The organism is Labilibaculum sp. DW002, assembly GCF_029029525.1.
GTDB lineage: Bacteria > Bacteroidota > Bacteroidia > Bacteroidales > Marinifilaceae > Paralabilibaculum > Paralabilibaculum antarcticum.
The window spans coordinates 1721548-1745865 of sequence record NZ_JAKJSC010000001.1; the positions used below are offsets into that span (position 1 = coordinate 1721548).

The following is a 24318-nucleotide window of genomic DNA, read 5'->3' on the forward strand; positions in this document are numbered from 1 at the left end:
AAAAAGGCACTTGGGCGGTGCCTTTTTTTTAATTCCTTTATCTAGCTGAAAGATTTATCATATATTTGAACTTTATCTATAAATTGAAAAGATTCGCCCAATGATTCGCCTGGCTCTCCTCTCTGTATTTCTGTTCCTTACTATGAATAGTAGTGCACAAAAAGTTACCATTTTTGACATCAGCTCTAAAAAAGTAATTGAAAATGTTTACATTTTTAATTCTAAAAATTCTGTCTTATCTGATGCATCAGGAGAAGCTAATCTATCTGGATTTTCAAAAAGTGAAATCATCTACTTTCAACATCCAGCCTATAAAAATATCGAATTAAGTTTTGATGATATCACTAAACTTTCATTCAATATTCAATTGCAATCAGATATATTTCCAATTAATGAAATTCTTATTTCTGCTAACAAATGGGAACAAAAAAGAAGTGAAATACCACTTAAGATTGCCCATATCAGCAAAGAAATAATAAGCCACAGTACAGCACAAACTAGTGCCGACCTACTAAAAGAAAGTAATCAAGTTTACATCCAAAAAAGTCAATTAGGAGGTGGAAGTCCTATGATAAGGGGATTTTCAGCGAATAGAGTTTTACTTGTATTGGATGGCATTCGTTTGAACAATGCAATTTACAGAAGTGGTAATTTACAAAACGTAATCAATATCGATCCTAATAGTCTGGAGTCTGCTGAAGTAATTCTAGGTCCTGGTTCTATAATTTACGGCAGTGATGCAATTGGTGGTGTTATGGATTTTCATACGATTAACCCACTCCTGTCGACCTCTAAAAAAGCAAATTTTAAGCTTAACTATAAATCACGATATTCTTCTGCGAATAAGGAGATCATGAACCATGCTAATTATAATTTTGGCAAAGCGAAATTAGCTTTTGCAGGAAGTGTAAGCTATAGTGATTTTTCAGATTTAAAAATGGGAAGCGATGGGCCAGATGACTACCTTCGCCCGGAATATGCATCCAGACAGAATGGAGAAGATAAAATTGTAAAAAACACAGATTCTCGAAAGCAAATTAACAGTGCTTACTCTCAACTAAACTTACTGCAGAAAATTCGTTTCAAAGCTTCCAACAACTTAGATTTCCTTTACAACTTTCAGCTATCTGAAACTTCTAATATTCCTCGTTACGACAGATTAATACAGTACTCTGATGAGAATTTAAAATATGCAGAATGGTACTACGGTCCACAAAACCTTCAATTGCATGGATTTCAAATAAAAAATTCAAAATCAAATCTATTCTACGATTCATTTAAAGTAATCTCTGCCTATCAAAATTATAAAGAGAGTCGATACAGCAGAAGCTTTAACTCCTCTTCTTTGAAGGCCAGAACCGAAAACCTAAACATCTACTCGGTAAATGCTGATGCTGAAAAACAGATTAATAAGTCGTTCCATTTTTATTATGGCAGCGAATGGACCTATAACAAATTAAAATCAAAAGGAAATAGCACCAACATACTGACAGACGAAAAATCTGCAATTGCGAGTAGATATCCCAACAATTCCAGTTATTCTAGCTTTGCTATTTATTCGAACTTAAAATGGAAACTAGATCCCAAATGGACCTTAAACACGGGTATTCGCTATTCCCATGTGTGGATCAAGTCAAAACTTGATGACACATTCTACAATTTTCCATTTGAAAACCTCGATTTATCCACTGGTTCTATTAATGGAGGAATTGGTGTTAGTCACCAATCTGATAAAGGATGGCTGCTTAAATTAAATGCAACAAGCGGTTTTCGCGCTCCTAACATTGATGACATAGGCAAAGTGTTTGATTCAGAACCTGGGAAAGTAATTGTCCCAAATAAAAACTTAAAACCTGAGTATGTTTATAATTTTGAGTTTAACTTGAGTAAAACCTTCAATAACAAACTCTTCCTTGATCTTAACACCTTTTATTCTTTCTTAGACAATGCGATGACCAGACAAGATTTTTCCTTCAACGGTCAAAGTACAATGATTTATGACGGTGTTGAAAGCGATATACAGGCTATTGTTAATACAGATAATGCTAGGGTTTGGGGTGGAAATATTAGTGCCATACTTAAATTAACAGATCAATTCTCAGTAAAATCGAATCTAAACATTACAAAAGGGGAATATAAAGATGGCAGTCCAGTAAGACACGTCCCCCCTATTTTTGGGAATTTTTCCCTAAACTATAAATCGAATAGGCTTCGAAGTCAACTAATTTTTGAATTTAATGATGAAATTTCCTACAATAATTTAGCAGATACGGAAAAAGACAAAGACTACTTGTACGCAAAAAATGAAAAAGGTCTTCCTTACACTCCTTCTTGGGCAATTGTAAGCCTCAAAAACACAATTACAATAAGTAAACGATTTAGCACTAACATAAGCCTTGAAAATATCTTAAACAAGCGATACAGACCATATTCATCTGGCATTAGTTCTGCAGGTAGGAATTTTGTACTGGGGATTAGTTATAAAATATAAATTCTTCCATTATATCAACAACTAATTCCATCCGTAAAAGATGATTTGTGCTTACTTAAAAGCTCTTCTGCCCTAAATTGAAGCTTACCAAATATGCAACTTCCTAGTTAATACTTCTTTGACTGTTGCTTAAGCTTATGATATCATAAAAATTTATTATTTTTCCTCTTAAATAATTGTAATCCATATCAGTTACTTAAATTTCTATTAGTTTAAAACTTACAAGCAATTCTTCTTTTTTAGACGTGATTAAGAATTTAAATCTAAAAATGTAACTCCATTAAACTCTAATTTTAATAGAAATAATCAATCGTTTCTGTTGCCCTTTTCAGGACATGAAAGAACAAAAAAGAGCCGAACTTACGTCCGGCTCTTTAATTATATTAAAACCATACACTAACTTCCAAATTCTGGAACTAATGTACATGTATAGTCACTACCTGATTTTACAATCTTTACAAATCTATATCCAGAACCTGTTGGATAAGTACCCGCAAGAGAATCATCAAATGCTGCAGTAAAAAACTGATTTGTTTGATCAGCAAAACCAATTCTTATTGTAAAGTTGATCATTTCTGTATCAACACTATAAGGATCAAGCTCAGCATAATAAACACCATCAGGCTGATCATCAGTCAAAACTGTAATTTCAGGATTTGCACCAGTTGCACCAGCCCAACCTGACCATTCAGCAGTTACAGCTTCATCAATGATCATCAAGTCCCAATCATCATCATGATTGTCCCATTCAAAAGATACAGTAAGTCCGCCTGCAACGTTCTTATTAACCACTGTTAAATCCAAATTAGGATAAACAGTTTGTGGGTTAATCGTGTACTCTGTTGCCAAATCAAAAATACCGAATTCTAAATTTAATGCCTCACCATCTTCAGGAAGATTATCTGCAGTAAAAGCAACAGAAATTTGCCCTGTTTTAGTATAAGCTGGGATTGTTACTGGCTCAAATGAAAAATCATGATCGTCAGCATCACCTGTCGCTTGAACCGTGAAAGTAATATCATGGTCAAGCATTCTATCAAGTGTTATCGTGTAGTCAATTGTTTCACCTTCCATAATCTCAGTTCCTGAGAAATCTGTAGTGAAAGTTGCTATAGGATAGGTGTCTGTACTTTGTGGCGCCTCAACATCTTGGTCATAACAAGAGCTTAGAGCAATCAACATAAAGAAAGCACCTAAAATATTATATATTAAACTTTTTCTCATCATTCTTTTTTTTAATTAGAATTTAAATGACTAGTTGACAGGTGTGAAAGTACAGTCGTACTCACTTTCCCAACCAGAAGAACTAATCTTATAAACGATATGTAACACTCCTGTATCTGGATCAACACTACCAGGTTGGAAACTTTGTACTTGATTACCATAAGCTTCAACAAGACTTTGCTGAGGTACTGCAATCACACCACAAACATCTGTAAATGTAAATCCTGGTGTATTACCCAAAGTTGCAGCTGCCCAGTGACCTACTTCAGAAGTACGGTATGTTCCAACACCTGTTTGAGTAATCGTTACATTAGTATAAGGAGTAATTACACCACCATCACGCAATACAACAACTGTGTATGCACCTTGTAATTCTGAAGGACAAGCGTAATTAAGCGTTACAGGAATAGTTTTTCCTGAAGCAACAACTGAATTATCTCCAGATGCTGTAGTAACCTCTAAAACCAATTTAGGAGAAGTTGCTAACGGAGTAGCAATTCCTTCTGTTAACATGGTTACACCATCAAATAAAGCTAAATAATTATTATCGCTCTTTAAAGTAACTGAATTATTATCGATACGATAATGAGTTCCTTCAACTGCTGTAGAAGATGAGTGAGCTGCAATTGTCACAGTAACATCACCTGTTACTTTTGACAAGTTTGGCCCTTGCAATTTCATTTTTACGTCTACTGGGTACTCCGTACCATCAGCAATTCGTGTTACGGCCTGTTGTGACTGTTCAAATACTGCTAAATTAGTACCGCCATCGATGTCATACACAACAGAATCATCTTCATCACAAGCATTCCAAATCAGAACCCCTACTAGAAGAAATAATATGTATTTTATATTTTTCATAATTTAATCTCAATTTAGTTTGCCCAAAATATTTTACTTGTAAAGGCGTTTGGTTGACTTGGAAGATTTATTGTATTACCAGTAATCTCACTAGATGGATAGAATAATCTCACAGGACGATCCGAAGTTGATGCCAATAATGAAACAGGCAAATTACTAGGGTATCCAGTTCTAGTATAATCAAACCATGACTGAATTGCGTCAACACCGTTTAAAGCAAGCCATTTTTGTGTAATAATAGCTTCTAACTTGTTAGCTGAACTTGCATAAGCAATATTGTTTACAGCTTGAGATAAGTAAGTTGCAGATGAACCAGCTCCAAGATTAGCAAATGATGCTTCAACTCCTGCATTGTAAGATGCTTCAGCGTCTCCACCGAATCCTTTTAATGCAGCTTCTGCTTGGTTAAAATGACTTTCAGCTAATGTGAAAACAACAGCTTCCATAGTTGCAGCTTTTAAAACTCCAGGTCCGATATTCGAAACTAGATCCGCAGCGTAATTATCATCTGGATTTGATCCTTGTTCAACACCTAAATGTCCTGTATCTGGCGTTTCGTATAAAAAGGCAAGACGTGGATCATTAGTAGTTGTAAGGTAATCAAGAACGTATTGAGTAGCACATGTTGCATCGTTAGATAAAGTAACTGTTCCATCTACCTTTGAACCAAGAGTTTCCCAAAATGGATTTTGCTTTCCTTCTTCATTCAAGTAACCAGGTTGAACCGTTACATCTTCTCCGATATAACCATAACCATTAGCGTTAATTTCTGCAATTCCACCACTAATGTCAGCTACATCAGACATACGAACAAGAACTCTTAACTTAATTGTGTTCGCAAATTGCTTCCACTTATTCATATCTCCACCGAACATGATATCATCATCACCAGGAGCAACAGATAACTCGTTTGCTTCAGCAGCTTCAATCATTGTAACAGCGTTAGCTAATTGAACCAATAAATCATTATAAATCGTCAAAGCATCATCATAAACAGGTGTTGCAACTGCTCCACGAGCTAAAGCTTCTGAATAAGGTACATCACCATATAAATCAACTAGAATTTGAAAGTGAAATGATTTCATTATTGAGCCAATAGCTTTATAATGTCCATATTCTTCATCAAGATCTGCTAAAGCATGGTATTGTTTTAATGCAGTACCATAAGCATCTCTAAATAATTGATCGTAAAAAGTTGGTGTTACCAAATATTTGAATTCTTCATCGTACCATGAAAATCCATAAGTCTCACTCCAGTTATACATTAACATATTACCTAAGTGATTTGTTCTCCTACTTGAAGTATTGTAGCTCGCAGTATAATCTTGCGCTACTGGCAAAATAAGATCTGGTGATACAGTTGTTGGGTTATTTGGGTCATCATTGACATCCAAAAACTCATCGCACCCTGTAAACAGAAGTCCAGAAAGTATTATTAATAAAAAATATTTTTTCATATCTAAGTATGTTTTTTTAGAATTCTACATTTACGTTAAATCCAAACGATCTCGTTGGAGGTGATGTTAAGTAACCACCAATACCAATACCATTCGCTGCATCCGTTGATCTCGTATTTCTAAATTCAGGATCAGAGAATCTGTACTTCTGCTTTGGTAGAGAGGTCCATAAGTTTCTTGCTACAAAACCAACTGTTACTTTATTCACAAAATTAGTTTTATTCAAAAGACTCTTAGGGAAAGTATAATTTAACGCAAGCTCTCTAATTTTGAAAGCAGTTGCATCCTTCACGTAGTTTTCTTTAATTTGGTTGTAATGATCTTTCCAGAAAGACATTTCACCACCAGTAATTTGAGTATTTGTGTTTGCTTCATATACTCCAGGACTTACCTCAATAGATGAATTAGGCCATACGAAATCTTGTCTATTCGCTTGAACACTTTCCATAGATCTTCCAGTAAATTCCATAAGGTCTGAACCTTGTGAGTAATACACATAGTTAGCACGATAATCCATGGTAGCAGATAAAGTAAGTCCTTTATAGCTAACAGAAGTATTTAAACCTAAAATATACTCAGGAGTTGTTCTTCCCATGTTTTCAATTTCACCAACAACTGGGTCACCACTTACAGCATCTACAACAATTCTTCCTTGAGGATCTCTTGTGTAAGCAACTGCTTTCAACATTGGGAAAGTTTCACCAACTACAGCATAAGTACCGAATCCACCAGTATAAGATTCAATTGCAACCTCTTTAAGATCACCAACGATTTCTACAACTTCAGTGTCTGCTTTAGAAAAGTTAACATTCATATTCCAGCTAAAATCTCCAGCTTGAATAACTCTACCACCTAAACTAACTTCTACACCTGTACTCTTTAACTCACCAATATTTGTCAAGAAACCATAAGCACCTGAGGCAATAGATGGAGTTGTGTTCGTAATCAGATCAGTAGTTTTTGTAAAGAAGTAAGCAGCATCTAAATTAATTCGACCTTGAAGGAATGACATGTTCATACCAATCTCAGTACTATTTAATTTCTCTTTCTTAATACTTTCAGCAACCGCTGTGTTAGCAACGCGGAATCCGTTTACTGTTCCGTAAGGAAATCCACCAGCTTGATAGAAACTTTCATTAATTTGATAAGGTCCTAAATCATTATAAACTGTAGAATTACTTAAAGTTACCTTAGCAGTTGAAAGGAATGAATTATCAGCTAAAGAAGGAATTGCTTCTGTTAACACGATAGATAAACCAGCAGCTGGATAAAAATAACTTCTATCATCTTTTGCAAGACTTGAAGTAACATCTTGTCTTCCTGTTAATGTTAAGAAAGCCCAATTTTTGTAACCGAAAGTAAGATCGGCAAACACACCAAATGTACGTTTACGAGACTCACTTACACCACCTTGAAGCTCACCTGTTCCATTAGAAACATCATAAAAATCAGGAATACTAAGATTGTTTGCAGTCAAATAACTACTTCTATTTCTATATGACGATGTTGCAGAACCAACAATTGCCTTTAAATTAATGTCCTCAGTTAAATCAAACTCACCTCTTAATAACATATCTAATGTATAAGATGTGTATTGAAATTCTGAATCAGTAACATAAGAACCAACTGCTGAATGATAAGGCTGTGTAAACGAATCATAAGTTTGAGCCGCTCTCCAGTCTTTACCATCACCAAAACTACTATTTACACCCGCACGAACAGTAAAATTAATTTTATCTGTGATGTCATAAGATGCACGTAAATTTGCATTGATTCTTTTTGATCTATCACGATCTCTGTTTGTTCCAATCGCCCAGTAAGGATTCTGATAAAATGCATTAAAATATCTATCAGCGTGACCATAACTAAGAGGGTTATCCCAATCTTTGTATGTATCCAAAGGAATATTTGCAGGAGTATTTAAAAGAAACCAGTAGAATGCTCTATCTTGGTCACCAATATTACTACCAACAACATCCTTATCATCAGACATAAAACTAGAATTCAATCCAATGTCTAATTTACCAATTTTCTTATTTGCATTAACACGAACTGTGTATTTTTCATATGTATCATCTGGCACGATACCTTTTGTATCTTGGTGACCAATAGATAAGTAGAAACTACCAGTATCATCACCACCATTCATGTATACAGTATTCTGTAATGTAGTACCTGTATTGAAAAAATCTTTCAAGTTGTCCTTTACAGGAGCATAAGGAACTGCTTGGAATGTACCATCTCTAAATACAGGTCCAATCTGACGATCTTGACCGTCAAAACGTGGTCCCCAGTTGGTATTCTCAATGTTGTTGTATACTCCATCCCATCCTGTACCATATTCAGTTTGGAAGTCAGGCATATAAGCAACAGTTTCGAATGTTGTAGAATTTTGAACACCTACGGTAAATTTAGAACCTTTTTTCCCTTTTTTGGTTACAACAATAATTGCACCATTACCGGCACGAGAACCATAAAGAGCTGCAGCACTAGCACCCTTCAAAACGTTTACACTTTCTACATCATTTGGATTCAAATCATCAAAAGCACCAGTTGATGCAATAGAACCATCTATTACAATAAGAGCTTCATTATTCGCAGAAATTGAACGCAATCCTCTAAGTAAGATTTGACTTTCAGATTTTACACCATTACTTTGAATGTTGATTTGAACACCAGCTACTTTACCAGTAAGAGCTGCAGCAACTGCAGTCTGCTGTCCAGCCATCAGCTCTTCGCTGTCCACCTTTTCAGTCTGATAAGTAACAGAACGCTTCTGACGTTTGATACCAAAACCGGTTACAACAACTTCGTCCATACCAATAGATTCAGTTTCTAAAACTACATTAATAACAGTTTGAGAACCAACTGTTATTTCTTGAGAAACCATACCCACAAAACTATAAACAAGAACATCACTTGCCGAAGCTTCAAGACTATATTTCCCATCAATATCTGTACTAGCACCAATAGTGGTACCTTTTACGATAACAGATACACCAGGCATACCCAGCCCGTCGTCGGCACTGGTTACCGTACCGGTGATTTGCTTGCTTTGCGCAGTTACTATCTGAGTCCCTACAAAAAGTAGAAAAACAAATAGTCCAATTAATTTTTTCATAAAAATTCTTTTTAGTTAGTAATTAAGTAAAGATGCAAATGGTTTAAATGGTAATAATCGATGCTAAATTTAGTACTTATAATGGATTTAACAAATATTAACACCGTTTTAACACCTACTAAACTCATGATTTATGTCATATTTTACTTGTTTTTGAAATAAAAACAAGTTGTTTATGGATTTTTAATCATGAGGTATCGAAAACAATTGTGTAGTTAAAAATCAATCAAATACAAGCCTCTAGGTTTATTGATTTCATTATTGTTTTGGACAATTATTTATAACTGAAAAAAATAGTGTTTTTTTTTCAGAAATAGCATTTAAATTTTAAAATCACGCCATATTTAGCCACCTGATTGAATAAAAAGACCTTTTTTTAGTACTATATTATAATAAATAAGGGGTGAGATTGAAAAATACCATATATTATTTAACAACTTATTTTTTTATATCATTTACCATTCAATAGCTATTGATTTATTACATTTGGTAAAAAATTTAAACAACAATGAAAAGAATACTCTCTGAATTACAACCTACGGAAATTTGGAATCACTTTGAAGATATCTGTCAGGTTCCAAGACCATCAAAAAAAGAAGCTAAAATCATCGAATTCCTTATGGATTTCGGAAAAAAGCACAATCTAGATACTAAAAGAGATGAGATTGGCAATGTGTTAATCAGTAAACCTGCTACACCGGGAAAAGAAAATATAAAAACTATAGTTCTGCAATCGCATATGGACATGGTCTGTGAAAAAAACAGTGAAACAGATCATGATTTCGAGAAGGATCCTATTGTTCCATGGATTGATAATGGTTGGGTTAAAGCCAAAGGCACGACCTTAGGTGCTGATGACGGCATAGGTATGGCCGCAGAAATGGCTCTACTAACCTCAACAGACATTGAACACGGACCTATTGAGTGCTTGTTTACGGTGGATGAAGAAACTGGACTCTCTGGAGCTTTTGCCTTACAGCCTGATTTCTTTAAAGGAAATATACTCTTAAACCTAGATTCGGAAGATGAAGGGGAACTATTTATTGGTTGTGCTGGAGGTATTGATACAATTGCCAGTATGGATTACAAACAAGAAGAAATTCCTAAAGACCACTTCCCTATTCGCATTGAAGTAAAAGGTCTTCTTGGAGGACACTCTGGTGATGAAATCAACAAAGGTCGTGGGAACTCCAATAAAATCCTAAATCGTTTTCTTTGGCAAATAAACAAAAAATACGACATTCGAATAGCAGATTTTAATGGTGGAAACCTAAGAAATGCAATACCTCGTGAAGCTTATGCCATAATTACCTTACCTTCTAAATTTAAAGAGAACGTAAGAGTAGATTTAAACATCTATGCAGCAGATATGGAAGAAGTATGGAGTGTAAGTGAGCCGAAACTTAAAATAAGTCTTGAATCTACAGATGTTCCAAAGTTCGTTATAGATAAAGAATGCTCTTCCAATTTTATGGATGCGATTTATGCCTGTCCACATGGTGTATTTGCAATGAGCTCAAAAATGCCTGGCATGGTTGAAACTTCAACAAATCTTGCATCTGTAAAATTTTCGGATGATAACAAGATCCTTATCACCACTTCACAAAGAAGTGATGTTGATAGTGAAAAGTACAATATTGCACAAATGGTTGGCATATCATTAACCATGGCCAATGCAAAAATAGAACATACAGATGGATACCCAGGATGGGCTCCTAATCCTAATTCTAAAATATTAGATGTGGCAGTTGACTCCTATAAAAATCTATTTGGAAAAGATCCTATTGTTCGTTCTATCCACGCAGGACTTGAATGTGGTTTATTTCTAGAAAAATATCCTAACATGGATATGATTTCTTTTGGTCCAACTTTAAGAGATGTGCATTCTCCTGATGAAAGAATTAATATTGAAACGGTTGATAAATTTTGGAAACATTTAATTGATGTGATCAAAAACATACCAAGTAATTAATATTTTCAATTGCATTTAAAAAGACGATTCTAATTTGAGTTGTCTTTTTTTTTGCACTGTAGCGATATCAACATTTAAAATCTCCTCCGTTTGATTTCCAAGAATTTTTATTGAAATATTATACCACCTTAAATTAGGTTGATCAAAGCAAAACAATCATTCGTCAGGCATTACAGCTACTCCAAATTTTCCTAAATCAATACACGATAAATTCCTTTCTCAAATAGGATAAAAAGCGTATTTTTGTGAGCAATTTTTTAATACTTAAGCAGTGAGGGAAGAGGTTTACAATAATATCGAAGCATGGTTTGAAAACTATGTTGCTGGATTTGAAAGTGAGATTGAAGAAATTGGGACGAATATCGAATTGAAAAAGAATCATTCTTTCAGAGTTTCGGAATTGATCACTGAACTATCGGAAGAGTGGGAGCTTGATGAAGCAGATCTTATTTTAGCTAGAATAGCAGGACTGTTGCATGACCTTGGTCGCTTTGAACAGTTGATTAAATATGGAACTTTCTCTGATACAGAGCAAATCAATCATATACAGCTAGGAATTTCGACACTGGAAGAGAACAATCTGCTATCGGAATTGAGTGATGAAGAATCTAAAATTGTAATTGATAGCATTCAAAACCATAACGAAACTTTATTGCCAAAGTCTATTAGCCCAACTAGTCTTCCATTTGTTAAACTTGTTAGAGATGCTGATAAAATTGACATCCTTCACATTGTTGCGAACTACTACTCTAATAATAAGCAAGGGAGCAACAAAAGACTTGAAATGGAATTGAGTGATAAACATGATATTTCTAAAAAAGTATTTCAAAGTATCATTAATGAAAAAGTTGTTGACTATAAAGATGTAATGACCTTAAACGATCTTAAACTTCAACAAATGTCATTAATCTTTGATCTTAATTCCAAAAAAAGTTTCAAAATCATAAGTGAAAAGACCTACTTGAAGCAGATTTTTGAAACAATGCCTAAAAAAGATGAAGTCATTGACACCTACAGACAAATGAAAATCTTTTTAGAAAATCAATTATAGAAAAAAGCTTATCTAGAATCATTAAAAATAAAATTGCTTTGATTTGCTGTTTTAAATCGAATTATATATATATTTACAGCAGAAAATCATTAAAAGAAAAATAAGCAATGAGAGATATCGTTTGTAATTGTCAAATGGTTGACAGAAAATCTATAGATAAAGCAATTCACGAGAAGAATGCTACCACTATTGAAGAAATTCGCAGGTACACAGGAGCAAATACTGGTTGTGGAAAATGCATTAGCTATATTAATAGCATATTAGATACAGAAGTCCCAAAAGTGACACAAAAAATAGATAAAACACAAGCTAGTAAATTCAAGCTTTGGTAATATAAAGCTTCGGACATCCGAAGCTTTTTTTAGGCCTTCACTTTTCTTACCACATCAATCAATGTTCCATCCACCCATTTAATAGCAGCTACAATTTCATCCGATAACTGAATTGAATCCATTTTACCACAAATCATTTCAGCTTCTTCCTTCAGCTCATCAATTGTCTTTATTGGTAAATCTGTTTCTTTGATTTTCTCTAAAAGATCCTTTCGTAGTGGATTTATTGCAATTCCTCTTTCAGTAACAATTACATCAATTAATTCTCCGGGTCCACATAAAGTTGTAACGCGATCTCTTACAACTGGTATGCGATTTCGAAACAAGGGAATAGGTAAAATAACCGTCTTACTAAACAAACAATTTTGCCAACCACCAATACCGTGCAACAAATAGCCATCGGAGTGAGTAACTACATTTGCATTAAAATCGACATCAACTTCTGTCGCTCCAAGAATTGCAACATCTACCATCCCTGCAAAATTTCCTTTGCCATGATAATTGTAACTTGTAAAAGGACTAGTCCACACGTGATTTGAGTTTTCTCTCATTGAACGTACGCCCTCTAAATCAAAAGTTTGTCCATCTAAAATATATTCTACAATCCCCTCCTCGAGCATTTGCACCAAGTATTTATTGCTACCTCCTCTTGCAAACCTTGCTTTCACACCCTTTCTCCTCATTATCTGAGCAAAATACTCCGCAATTGCCAATGATGTACCACCCGCTCCTGCTTGAAAAGAAAATCCTTCTGTTATAATTCCAACTTCATCACAAAATTTTGCCGTTAGCTCAGCAATAAACAAACGATCTGGGCTTTTTGTTATTTGAGTTGTACCTGAAACGATTCTTTCAGGAATACCGATCTGTTCTATTTCAACTGTATAATCAACAAAATTCCCCTGAATTTGCCAAGGAATACATGGAAACCGAATCATATTATCAGTAAGGACAATTACTTTATCAGCATATTGAGAATCCGCAAGAGCGAAACCTAATAAACCTGAGGCTGAATTTCCTCTTAAACCATTTGCATTACCAAATGAATCGGCACAAGCTGCTCCAATTATTGCAATATCAATGTTTACTTCACCATCTTGAATCGCCTGATAACGGCCTCCATGTGAGCGAAGAACTGCAACTCCATTCATTTTACCTTCAGAACAAAATCGTCCCAATGGACCATTCATACTTCCCTCTATTCGTGAAATGGTTCCATCTTCGAGGTACTTAATTAAATGCTGATGACATGGGAAAGATGCAGATGGAAACCAAACTAATCCTTTAACTCCCAATTCATGCGCAATATCAAATACCAAATTAGCAATCAGGTCACCATCCCGAAAATGATGATGCGTCGAAATCACCATTCCGTCGGATAGTCCTGCTTTAATTAATGCTCCTTTTAAAGATTTCACTTGCTTGTTGCCATCGGAAGGAAAACTTACACTAGAAGATATAGATGCATTGTATTTTCTTCCACTTGGCATGTAATTCCCAACTCCCATAAACGGCATTACCTTCTCACCATTTATTTCAGTTGGCACAAATCTACCTATCGCATTTTCAACCATTCTATGCTTCATCACAATCCCTCCAATTTACAGGTACCAATTTCATCTCAATAGCCAATTCAAGAATTTTAAGCTGCCTTTTTACGACAGGAGGATCAATCATCTTACTCCCGATTGAAACGACTGCAATTTTATTTCTTTCCGCTTCATCGAAAGCCAGAATGATTTTTTTAGCTTTTTCAATCTCCTTCTTGTCAGGAGCAAAATTTTCATGAATCACTGAAATCTGTCTTGGATGAATGCATCCCATTCCTTGAAAACCCAATTCCTTTGATCTTTTAACATTTAAAGCCAAAGCTTCCATGTCCGCAACATCTGAAAACACAGAATCTATAGGCTGAATATTCGCTGCATTACATGCATTTACAATGCGCATTCTTGCATATAGGGACTCTATAGCACCTTCAGATCTTTGTACTCCTATATCAGCTGTATAATCTTCCAAACCAATTGCCATTGCAGCTATGTTTAATGATGACGAAGCTATTTCAAAGGCATTCTCAACCCCAAGAGCACTTTCAATAATTGGCATTAAGTAAATATCATGCACAATCGCATGACGTTCTTTTAATCTTGCTATTTCTTTTTCGACAAGAAGAACGCCATCAACGGTTTCACATTTCGGAATTAAAATCAGATGAACATTGTGAGGAATCAGATAGGACAAATCTTCGACACCTCTTTGTCCTTGATTTATTCGAACCATTCTTTCTACGCCATAAAAGTTTTGTGAGCGTAAGGCATTTCGGACTAAAATTCGGGCTTCATCCTTTTTTTGGATTGATACTGAATCCTCTAAATCTAAAATAATTGCGTTGGGTTGATGAATACCAGCATTCAACATCATATAGGGCGTGTTACCCGGTAAATATAGGCGAGATAGTCTAAAATGTCGTTTCGTAGATTGATAATTATTTTCAGGGATAAGATCCAACAAAAAATCCTTGTCTGTTTGCATTATTGCTTTTACCGCAGCTTCTATTCTTGCCGCTAAAACATAGGGTAAGGCACCATTGTCATTTATTTCTACAAGGGCATTTTTAATATTGAAAAAAACCAAAACAGAACGACACAGTTGTTCTATTGACGAAGCATAAAAAACCTTTACTTTAGAATTTAAAACAAAATCAATTCCTTCTGCTTCTTTTACTTCAATCTTAACATGACAATCCCCTTTACTCTTCGAATTACTATTTCCTGCTTCACCTAGACGTTTTACAAGTTTCATAACCCAATATGTGTTAAATGAGAAATCTTAAAAATAAAAAAGAGAAGCAAGAACATCAATAATCAGCTCCTACCTCTCCTTTCATACCATTTTGCATCTTATTTACAATATATTAAATATAAGAATTTTGTTGAATAAAAAAAATCTTTCCATCTCTGATAGCCATATTATAATAAAAAAGGGAGCCTAATAGGCTCCCTTTTAATATCTATATGATGTTTTTATTACATCAAGAAACTCAATAGAATACCAGCTCCTACTGCCGAACCAATAACACCAGATACGTTAGGCGCCATTGCATGCATCAACAAGTGGTTAGTTGGATCATTCTCCAATCCCATCACCTGTACTACACGAGCACTATCAGGAACAGCAGATACACCAGCCGCACCAATCATAGGATTGATAGGACGATCTTTTGGCGAGAAGATGTTCATAACCTTAGCAAAGATTACACCACCAGCTGTTGCAACAATAAATGATGCAGCTCCCAATCCGAAGATTAAGATTGAGTCAGCAGTTAAGAATACATCAGCCTGAGTTGAAGCACCTACTGTTACACCCAATAGAATTGTAATAATGTTAATCAATGCATTACTAGCAGTTTCAGCCAAACGGTTAGTCACTGTAGATTCTTTAAGTAGATTACCAAAGAATAACATACCCAACAATGGCACCGAAGTTGGTGAGATATAAGCTGTTAATAACAAACCAATAATTGGGAACATGATTTTTTCAAGACGAGTTACCGCACGAGGCGCTTTCATCTTAATCTTTCTTTCCTTTTTAGTTGTCAACAAGTTAATAATTGGAGGTTGAATTACAGGAACCAAAGCCATATACGAATAAGCCGCAATCGCGATAGGTCCGATCAAGTTCTTCACCGTTTCTCCATTTGCCATCACATTCATACCATTGGCAAGTTTTGATGACAAGAAGATAGCCGTAGGACCATCAGCACCACCAATAATTCCAATCGCACCTGCCTCTGGTGGAGCAAAGCCCATCCAAAGAGCACCTAGGAATGTTGCAAAGATACCAATCTGAGCTGCTGCTCCAAGAATCATCAAACGTGGGTTTGAAATTAATGAAGAGAAGTCTGTCATAGCACCAATTCCTAAGAAAATCAAAGGAGGATACCATCCTTGCAATACACCTGAATATAGTAGATTCATTACTGAACCTGGCTCGTAAACACCTAACTTCAAGTTAAAGTCTACTGCTTGGAACATTGGAATATTACCAATCAAGATACCTGTTCCAATAGGAATCAATAATAATGGCTCGTAGTCATACTTAATCGCTAAGAAAATAAAGAAGATACCAATCAACATCATCAACAAGTGACCAGGTGTTACATTAGCAAAACCAGTAAATTCATAGAAATTTTTCAATCCTACAACAGCATCTGATTCATGTGCACAATTAAGTAAAGGGTTAGCGAACTTAAGCATATCACCATCAACCTTGGCTATACGTGTACCAAGATTAAGTACTTCTTTAGTTGTACTGTAAGCATTTGATCCAGAATTTGGATCACTATTTTTAAATAGGTGAGTTACAGTCTTAGGCTTAAATATAATAATTACATTTTCACCTTCGGTTTTCCAACTCCCACTAAAACGTTGTTTAACCGAGTCCATAATAAAAGTATGATCTCCTTTAAACTCAAATGTCTTATAACGTTTTACTGTTTTATCAGATATTCCAATTGGGTTAGGTACATAACCATCTTCATGATTTACCCATTTCCCAGTTGTTAGTTTTGCTGCGGTATCCGATGAATCTTGGGCGATGGCGCTAAAAGCAAGCCCCATCAACAAGATCATAGAGAATACCATTGAATAAAGTTTTCTCATTATATAGTTTTTCCCTTTTGTATGAAATTACCCAATTTCAATAAGTACATCATCCTGAAGTACTGCATCTCCCACATTTACTTTAATAGCTTTAACTGTACCAGGCTTTTCAGCCAGTACGTTATTTTCCATTTTCATGGCTTCCATTACAAGTAAAGTATCACCAGCATTAATTGAGTCACCTACGGCAACGTCAACTTTAATGATAGTTCCTGGAAGAGGAGCTTTAATACTAACACCACCTGCAGTTTTTTTAATCTGACCTTCACCTGGCTTATTAACGACAGGCTTACGAATCAACTGAGGCGTTTTAGAAGCTTTTTCTTCTGCATGAATCTCAACATCGTAAACAGTACCGTTTACTTCAATTTGAGCATTTGAACCTTCGATCTCTTTGATATCAACATCGAAATCCTGTCCTTTTATAGTAAATTTGAACTTTTTCATCGTCTTATCTTGGTTGATTCATTACTCCATAAATCTTTGAACTCCATGGAGAATAATTCTTAGTTACTTTCTTAATGGTAATAATATTGCTTTCATCATCATGAATTTGATCGAAGTGCAAATGAAGTGCCATAGCTATAGCCGCATTTACATTTCCTTCAATATTCAAATCCTCAACATGAGCGCTTGGCTTACCTTGCTTTCACAAGCTTCTTTCTCAAGTTAAGCTGTAATAATTTAGGTAAGTTGATAAAAACAATAACAAGTAGTACCAATGCAATAAATACAATTGAGTAACCTACGATAGCAATTGTCCATCCTCCCTGACTTCCAATCGATAATAAATTGATATAACTCATAGTTTATTATTTTTTACAATGGAATGTTTGAATGCTTTTTAGCTGGATTACTCTGCTTCTTAGTCTGTAAAGACTGGAATGCACGAATCACTCTAAAACGTGTATTACGAGGCTCAATCACATCATCAATGTAACCATATGAAGCTGCATTGTATGGGTTAGCAAATTTCTCGTTATACTCAATTTCTTGCTCATTGATGAAAGCAACTTTCTCATCATCGCTAAGTTCCATCATTTTTCTACCATGTAGTACCTCGATAGCACCTTTAGCTCCCATTACTGCAATTTCAGCTGAAGGCCAAGCGTAGTTAAGGTCACCACGTAATTGCTTACAAGACATTACATCGTGAGCACCACCATAAGATTTACGTAGAGTGATAGTTACTTTAGGAACAGTAGCCTCACCATAAGCGAACATTAATTTCGCACCATGAGTAATGATACCACCAAACTCCTGACCTGATCCCGGAAGGAATCCTGGAACGTCAACTAAAGTAAGAATAGGAATATTAAAACAGTCACAGAAGCGGATAAAACGAGCTGCTTTTCTTGAAGATTCAATATCTAAAACACCTGCAAGGAAGTTAGGCTGATTGGCAACAATACCTACTGGCATACCACCCATTCTTGAGAAACCTACAAGAATATTCTTTGCATAGTGACGGTGAACTTCTAAGAACTCAGCATTATCAACCATAGAATAAATAACATCCTTCATATCGTAAGGCATGTTAGGATTCTCAGGAATAATCTCGTTCAACACATCTTCCATTCTATCGATTGGATCATTACAATCCGCCAATGGTGGCTCTTCAAGATTATTAGAAGGCATGAAAGATAACAACTTACGAATAATCATGATTCCTTCTTCTTCATCTTCCAATTTGAAGTGAGAAACACCTGATTTAGATGCGTGCATATGAGCACCACCCAAGTCTTCAGTTGTAATATCTTCACCAGTCACAGTTTTTACAACCTTAGGACCGGTAACAAACATGTATGACTTTTCTTCAGTCATCATGATAAAGTCAGTTAATGCAGGAGAATAAACGGCTCCACCAGCACAAGGACCAAAAATTGCAGAAATCTGAGGAATAACACCAGACGCCATAATATTTCTCTGGAAAATCTCAGCATAACCAGCTAGAGCAGTAACACCCTCCTGAATACGAGCTCCTCCTGAATCATTCAATCCAATACAAGGTGCTCCAACTTTCATTGCCATATCCATCACCTTGCAAATCTTTTGTGCAAAGGTTTCCGATAAAGAACCACCAAATACTGTGAAATCCTGAGAGAACACAAAAATTAAACGTCCATCTACAGTTCCTTGACCTGTAACAACACCATCGCCTAAGAATTTAGTTTTCTCCATACCAAAATTGGTACAACGATGTGTTACAAACATATCGAATTCCTCGAAACTACCTTCATCCAAAAGCATATCGATTCTTTCACGAGCAGTACACTTACCTTTCTTGTGCTGAGATACAATACGCTTCTCACCTCCGCCAAGTTTAGCTTCAGCTCTTAAGTCAATTAACTTCTTAATTTTATCCTGACTAGCCATAACTTCTATTAGTTATAATATATTATAATTGAGTGTTCTTATTTATTACCACAAAGTTCAGTCAAAACTCTCTGAGTTGACTTAGGGTGCATGAAACCAATCTTCAAACCTTCAGCTCCACCACGAGGTGTCTTATCGATCAATTGACATCCTGCTTCTGCAGCATCATTCAACGCTTCTTGAACATCTTCTACAGCAAATGCTAAGTGATGCATTCCGCCACCAGTCTTCTCTACGAATTTACCAATTGGTCCTTCTGGATCAGTAGACTCAAGCAATTCGATTTTTACATCTCCTACTTTGAAAAACGCAGTCTTCACTTTCTGATCAACTACTTCTTCAATAGCATAACACTCTAATCCTAATACTTTCTCGTAAAATGGAATAGCTTCTTCTAAGCTTTTAACAGCAATTCCGATGTGCTCAATATGTGTCGGTTTCATAATTAAATTATATTTTGATTGAATAATTTGGTGACAAAAATATTGAAAGGAAAAACGATAATCAACGTTTTCTTAGATTATTAAACTTGTTCTTCAACATGTACAAGAAAAGAGGAAGATCTCACTTTCTTTCTAGAAATCAAACAAATAGCCTTCTAAATAAGACTTCAATCTCTTAATTTAGAATTGAATTCTTCGAAAACCTTTGCATAACTTTTTCTAACCCGACAAACCTCTTGATTAACGAACCCAAAGGAAATCGCTTTTCCAATAAAACAGAAATATTTTTTGCTATTCCTCAACATGTTTTTGACAATTATTTTTCATCTCTCAAAATTGAAAAATCAAGACAATTTAAGCCATTAGCTTTCGGCAATTCATAATATTCCTTAAGAATCAATAAAGCATTCTTGCTTGATGTGAAAAATTACCTCCTTCCTTATCCTTTTTTATCTTATTCTATAAAGTCTTTTACTTATATTTGCAATCTGAAACGAGTTTCAACCATTTTTTATAAATTCTTAAGTAGATTCTAAGATGATACTATTCTTCAAAAAAGACGAAGTACACTTTGTTGTTCAATCAACTAACCAATTAAATGGACTGGATTATGACAAGCTTTCCTGGTTATTTGGAAATGCAACTAAAATTCAGGAAGACAAGTTAGTTGGTTTTTTTATTGGCCCAAGAAAAGAGATGATTACACCTTGGAGTACAAATGCTGTTGAAATCACCCAAAATATGGGATTAAACGGAATTCTTCGCATCGAGGAATTCGCTCAGGTAGACACTGAGCATCCTCAGTTTGATCCAATGCTTCAAAGTTCATATGAAAATTTAGATCAAGAAATTTTCACAATTGAGAAACAAGCTGACCCAATTCTTTATATCGAAGACATTAGATCTTATAACAAAGAAGAAGGTTTAGCGCTAAGCGAGGAAGAAATAAAATACCTTGAAGATGTTGAAAAGAAGATTGACCGCAAACTAACTGATTCAGAAGTATTCGGTTTTTCTCAAGTTAACTCGGAGCACTGCCGTCACAAAATATTTAACGGGACTTTTGTTATTGATGGTGAGGAAAAAGAGTCTTCTCTGTTTCAATTAATTAAAGAAACATCTAAAAAGAACCACAACCGAATTGTTTCGGCTTACAAAGACAATTGTGCATTCCTTGGCGGACCAAGAGTTGAGCAGTTTGCTCCAGCTTCTCACGATAAAGCAGATTTTTTCTATACCAAAGATATTGACACTGTTATTTCATTGAAGGCAGAGACACACAATTTCCCTACTACAGTAGAACCATTTAATGGTGCTGCAACAGGAACTGGTGGCGAGATTCGAGATCGTATTGCAGGTGGTAAAGCTTCTTTACCAATGGCTGGAACAGCGGTTTACATGACTGCTTACCCAAGATTAGAATCGTCTAGAAAATGGGAAGATGCTACAGATCCTCGTAAATGGTTATACCAAACTCCTGAAGAGATTCTTATTAAAGCATCTAATGGAGCGAGTGACTTTGGGAACAAATTTGGTCAACCATTAATTTGTGGTTCTGTACTAAGTTTCGAACATTTCGAAAACAATAAAAAATACGGATACGATAAGGTTATCATGCAAGCTGGTGGTATTGGTTATGGCCGATTGGAGCAAGCTCAAAAAGATGTACCTAATAAAGGTGACAAAGTTGTTCTTTTAGGTGGTGATAACTACCGAATTGGAATGGGTGGTTCTGCTGTATCTTCAGTAGCAACAGGTGAATTCGATAACTCTATTGAGTTAAATGCAGTCCAACGTTCTAATCCTGAAATGCAGAAACGTGTTTGCAACGCAATACGCGCAATGGCTGAATCTGATCACAACCCTATTGTTTCTATTCACGATCATGGTGCAGGTGGCCACCTGAACTGTTTATCAGAATTGGTTGAAGAAACTGGTGGTAAGATCGACCTTAATGCACTTCCTGTTGGTGACCCTACTCTATCGGCTAAAGAAATCGTTGGTAACGAGTCTCAAGAAAGAATGGGATTGGTTATTGGAAAAGATGATGTTGATTTATTGACTCGTATTGCTGATCGCGAACGAGCTCCTATATACACAATTGGTGAAACAACTGGTGACATGCGTTTCACATTCGAAGATAAAAAGACTGGTGAGAATCCTATTGATCTTGGTCTTTCTGAAATGTTTGGTAAGCCACCCAAAACTGTTTTAACAGACAACACTTTAAATGAAAAATTTGAAGCTGTTGAATACGATACTAATAAAATAGAGGAATACATTGAAAATGTTCTTCAAATAGAAGCTGTTGCTTGTAAAGATTGGCTAACCAATAAAGTTGACCGTTCGGTAACAGGTAAAATTGCCATGCAGCAATGTGCTGGTCCTCTTCAACTGCCTCTAAATAACCTAGGAGCTGTAGCTTTAGATTTCCAAGGTGAAAAAGGTATTGCAACCTCTATTGGACACGCTCCAGTTTCGGCTCTTGTTGATTCTGCTAATGGTTCTCGTCTTTCCATTGCTGAGTCATTAACTAACTTAGTTTGGGCTCCAATTGAGCAAGGCATTAAAGGCGTTTCTCTTTCTGCTAACTGGATGTGGCCTTGTAAGAACAAAGGTGAAGATGCTCGTCTTTATAAAGCTGTTGAATCAATTAGTGAATTCGCTATTGAACTTGGCTTAAATGTTCCTACTGGTAAAGATTCCTTATCGATGACTCAAAAATATGGTCAGGATGATGTGGTATACGCACCGGGAACAGTAATTATTTCAACTGTTGGTGAAATTGTTGACATCAATCGCATGGTTAGCCCAGTGATGAAAAATGCTGCCAACTCTCACCTACTACATATCGATTTCTCAAAAGATGCTTTTCAACTAGGAGGAAGTAGCTTTGCTCAAATCGTTAATAAATTAGGAAAGACAACACCTAATGTAAACGATGCTAAATATTTTGCTAAAACTTTCGAAACACTTCAACAGCTTATCCTAGATAGAAAAGTTCTTGCTGGACATGATATTTCTGCTGGTGGTATGGTTACTGCATTGCTTGAAATGTGTTTTGCCGATAACAAACTTGGCGCATCAATTAACCTTGACGAAATTAAAGAAGCTGACTTAATCAAAGTTTTATTCAGCGAAAATCCAGGTGTTATTATTCAAGTTGAAGATCTTGATACTGTTTCTTCTGTATTAACAGAAAAAGGACTTGACTTCCATGTTATTGGTTCTTTAGCCGAAGCAGGCAAAATGACAATTACTAAAGCTGATAAAAACTTATCACTTGATATAGCTTCACTACGTGACCTTTGGTATAAAACATCTTACCTATTAGATCGCAACCAATCAGGAAATGATAAGGCTTTAGAACGTTTCAAATCGTATAAAGAAAATAGTTTAACTTACAAATTCCCTGAGAACTTTACAGGTAAATTTGCACAGTATGGTATTGATCCTAAGCGTCAAACTAAATCTGGCATTAAAGCAGCTATCATCCGTGAAAAAGGTGTGAATGGCGATAGAGAAATGGCTTGGATGATGCATTTAGCTGGTATGGATGTGAAAGATATTCATATGACTGACTTAATTTCTGGTCGTTCTGATTTCTCAGACGTTAACATGATTGTTTTCGTTGGTGGATTCTCTAATTCAGATGTATTAGGTTCTGCTAAGGGTTGGGCTGGAGCATTCTTGTATAACGAGAAAGCTAAGAAAGCTCTTGAAGATTTCTACAAACGTAAAGACACTCTAAGTTTAGGTGTTTGTAATGGGTGTCAGCTAGTCTCTGAACTTGGATTGATTTACCCTGAACACGACAAGCATCCAAAACTAATTCATAACGAAACTCATAAATTCGAATCAGGCTTCGTGAATGTTGATATTCAAGCTAACGAATCAGTTATGCTTTCAACACTTGCTGGTAGTCGTTTAGGTATTTGGGTTGCTCACGGTGAAGGTAAATTCGATTTGCCTTACGGTGAAGACAAGTATCAAATTCCAATGAAGTACAGCTTTAAAGATTATCCTGCAAATCCTAATGGCTCTCCATTCGAAACTGCAGCAATCTGTTCTAAAGATGGTCGCCATTTAGCAATGATGCCTCACTTAGAGCGTGCAACATATCCTTGGAATTGGGCTTACTATAACGAAGACAGAAATGAAGACGAATTAAGTCCTTGGATCGAAGCTTTTGTTAATGCTAAAAACTGGATCTTGGAACACAAAAAATAAGATCAACTACTTATATATAGAATACCTCCTTTTTCAAGGGGGTATTTTTTTTGTCCCCATTAAGTTAGCTGAAACGATTCCCAATACCTTGTGAAAGAT

General features: G+C 35.5%; 17 protein-coding genes. 5 read left to right on the forward strand and 12 right to left on the reverse strand.

Annotation, left to right across the window (positions count from 1 at the left end; translation table 11 throughout):
* The first annotated feature begins 142 nt into the window (after nt 1–142).
* Nucleotides 143–2491: a TonB-dependent receptor plug domain-containing protein gene (locus L3049_RS06580; protein WP_275109007.1), complete on the forward strand. Its 2349-nt coding sequence runs from the start codon at nt 143–145 to the stop codon at nt 2489–2491.
* Between the two features lie 396 nt (nt 2492–2887).
* Here the strand turns inward: L3049_RS06580 and L3049_RS06585 are convergent, their stop codons facing one another.
* The 4 genes from L3049_RS06585 to L3049_RS06600 are packed head-to-tail and all read right to left on the reverse strand — an operon-like array spanning nt 2888 to nt 9154.
* A complete protein-coding gene (locus L3049_RS06585) occupies nt 2888–3715 on the reverse strand; it encodes a hypothetical protein (protein ID WP_275109008.1) in 828 nt (275 codons plus the stop codon).
* Between the two features lie 30 nt (nt 3716–3745).
* Nucleotides 3746–4576: a hypothetical protein gene (locus L3049_RS06590; RefSeq protein ID WP_275109009.1), complete on the reverse strand. Its 831-nt coding sequence runs from the start codon at nt 4574–4576 to the stop codon at nt 3746–3748.
* A gap of 14 nt (nt 4577–4590) precedes the next feature.
* Nucleotides 4591–6033, reverse strand: a complete 1443-nt coding sequence (locus L3049_RS06595; RefSeq protein WP_275109010.1) for a SusD/RagB family nutrient-binding outer membrane lipoprotein — start codon at nt 6031–6033, stop codon at nt 4591–4593.
* 16 nt (nt 6034–6049) lie between these two features.
* Nucleotides 6050–9154 carry a SusC/RagA family TonB-linked outer membrane protein gene (locus L3049_RS06600; protein WP_275109011.1) on the reverse strand — a complete coding sequence of 1035 codons (3105 nt, stop codon included), beginning with the start codon at nt 9152–9154 and terminating at the stop codon, nt 6050–6052.
* Between the two features lie 508 nt (nt 9155–9662).
* Here L3049_RS06600 and L3049_RS06605 point away from each other — a divergent pair.
* The 3 genes from L3049_RS06605 to L3049_RS06615 all read left to right on the forward strand — a co-directional run bounded on the left by L3049_RS06605 (nt 9663) and on the right by L3049_RS06615 (nt 12509).
* Complete coding sequence (locus L3049_RS06605) at nt 9663–11126, forward strand: aminoacyl-histidine dipeptidase (RefSeq protein ID WP_275109012.1); 1464 nt, start codon at nt 9663–9665, stop codon at nt 11124–11126.
* Nucleotides 11127–11397: 271 nt separating this feature from the next.
* Nucleotides 11398–12177, forward strand: coding sequence for an HD domain-containing protein (locus tag L3049_RS06610; RefSeq protein WP_275109013.1), 780 nt, complete (start codon nt 11398–11400; stop codon nt 12175–12177).
* 107 nt (nt 12178–12284) lie between these two features.
* On the forward strand, nt 12285–12509 hold the full coding sequence (locus L3049_RS06615; protein WP_275109014.1) for a (2Fe-2S)-binding protein: 225 nt from the start codon (nt 12285–12287) through the stop codon (nt 12507–12509).
* Nucleotides 12510–12538: 29 nt separating this feature from the next.
* On the opposite strand, the gene L3049_RS06620 is transcribed toward L3049_RS06615, so the two are convergent.
* From L3049_RS06620 to mce, 8 genes are all read right to left on the reverse strand, one after another.
* A complete protein-coding gene (locus L3049_RS06620; RefSeq protein ID WP_275109015.1) occupies nt 12539–14095 on the reverse strand; it encodes a citrate lyase subunit alpha in 1557 nt (518 codons plus the stop codon).
* Nucleotides 14085–15311 carry an aldolase/citrate lyase family protein gene (locus L3049_RS06625; protein ID WP_275109016.1) on the reverse strand — a complete coding sequence of 409 codons (1227 nt, stop codon included), beginning with the start codon at nt 15309–15311 and terminating at the stop codon, nt 14085–14087. The genes L3049_RS06620 and L3049_RS06625 overlap by 11 nt, the downstream gene beginning before the upstream one ends.
* A 224-nt stretch (nt 15312–15535) precedes the next feature.
* Nucleotides 15536–17170, reverse strand: coding sequence for a sodium ion-translocating decarboxylase subunit beta (locus L3049_RS06630; protein WP_275109017.1), 1635 nt, complete (start codon nt 17168–17170; stop codon nt 15536–15538).
* A gap of 27 nt (nt 17171–17197) precedes the next feature.
* A complete protein-coding gene (locus tag L3049_RS06635) occupies nt 17198–17617 on the reverse strand; it encodes a biotin/lipoyl-containing protein (protein ID WP_275109018.1) in 420 nt (139 codons plus the stop codon).
* 4 nt (nt 17618–17621) lie between these two features.
* On the reverse strand, nt 17622–17786 hold the full coding sequence (locus tag L3049_RS06640; protein WP_275109019.1) for a hypothetical protein: 165 nt from the start codon (nt 17784–17786) through the stop codon (nt 17622–17624).
* Nucleotides 17787–17808: 22 nt separating this feature from the next.
* Nucleotides 17809–17976 (reverse strand): OadG family protein, encoded by a 168-nt coding sequence (locus L3049_RS06645; RefSeq protein ID WP_275109020.1) that lies wholly within the window; start codon nt 17974–17976, stop codon nt 17809–17811.
* Between the two features lie 13 nt (nt 17977–17989).
* The gene (locus L3049_RS06650; RefSeq protein ID WP_275109021.1) at nt 17990–19546 is read right to left on the reverse strand and encodes an acyl-CoA carboxylase subunit beta; all 1557 of its coding nucleotides are present in this window, start codon (nt 19544–19546) and stop codon (nt 17990–17992) included.
* 38 nt (nt 19547–19584) lie between these two features.
* On the reverse strand, nt 19585–19989 hold the full coding sequence (gene mce, locus L3049_RS06655; protein ID WP_125030884.1) for a methylmalonyl-CoA epimerase: 405 nt from the start codon (nt 19987–19989) through the stop codon (nt 19585–19587).
* A 537-nt stretch (nt 19990–20526) separates the two neighbouring features.
* Here mce and purL point away from each other — a divergent pair.
* Entirely contained in the window at nt 20527–24219 is a 3693-nt protein-coding gene (gene purL / locus L3049_RS06660) for a phosphoribosylformylglycinamidine synthase (protein WP_275109022.1), read from the forward strand.
* Nucleotides 24220–24318 lie beyond the last annotated feature (99 nt).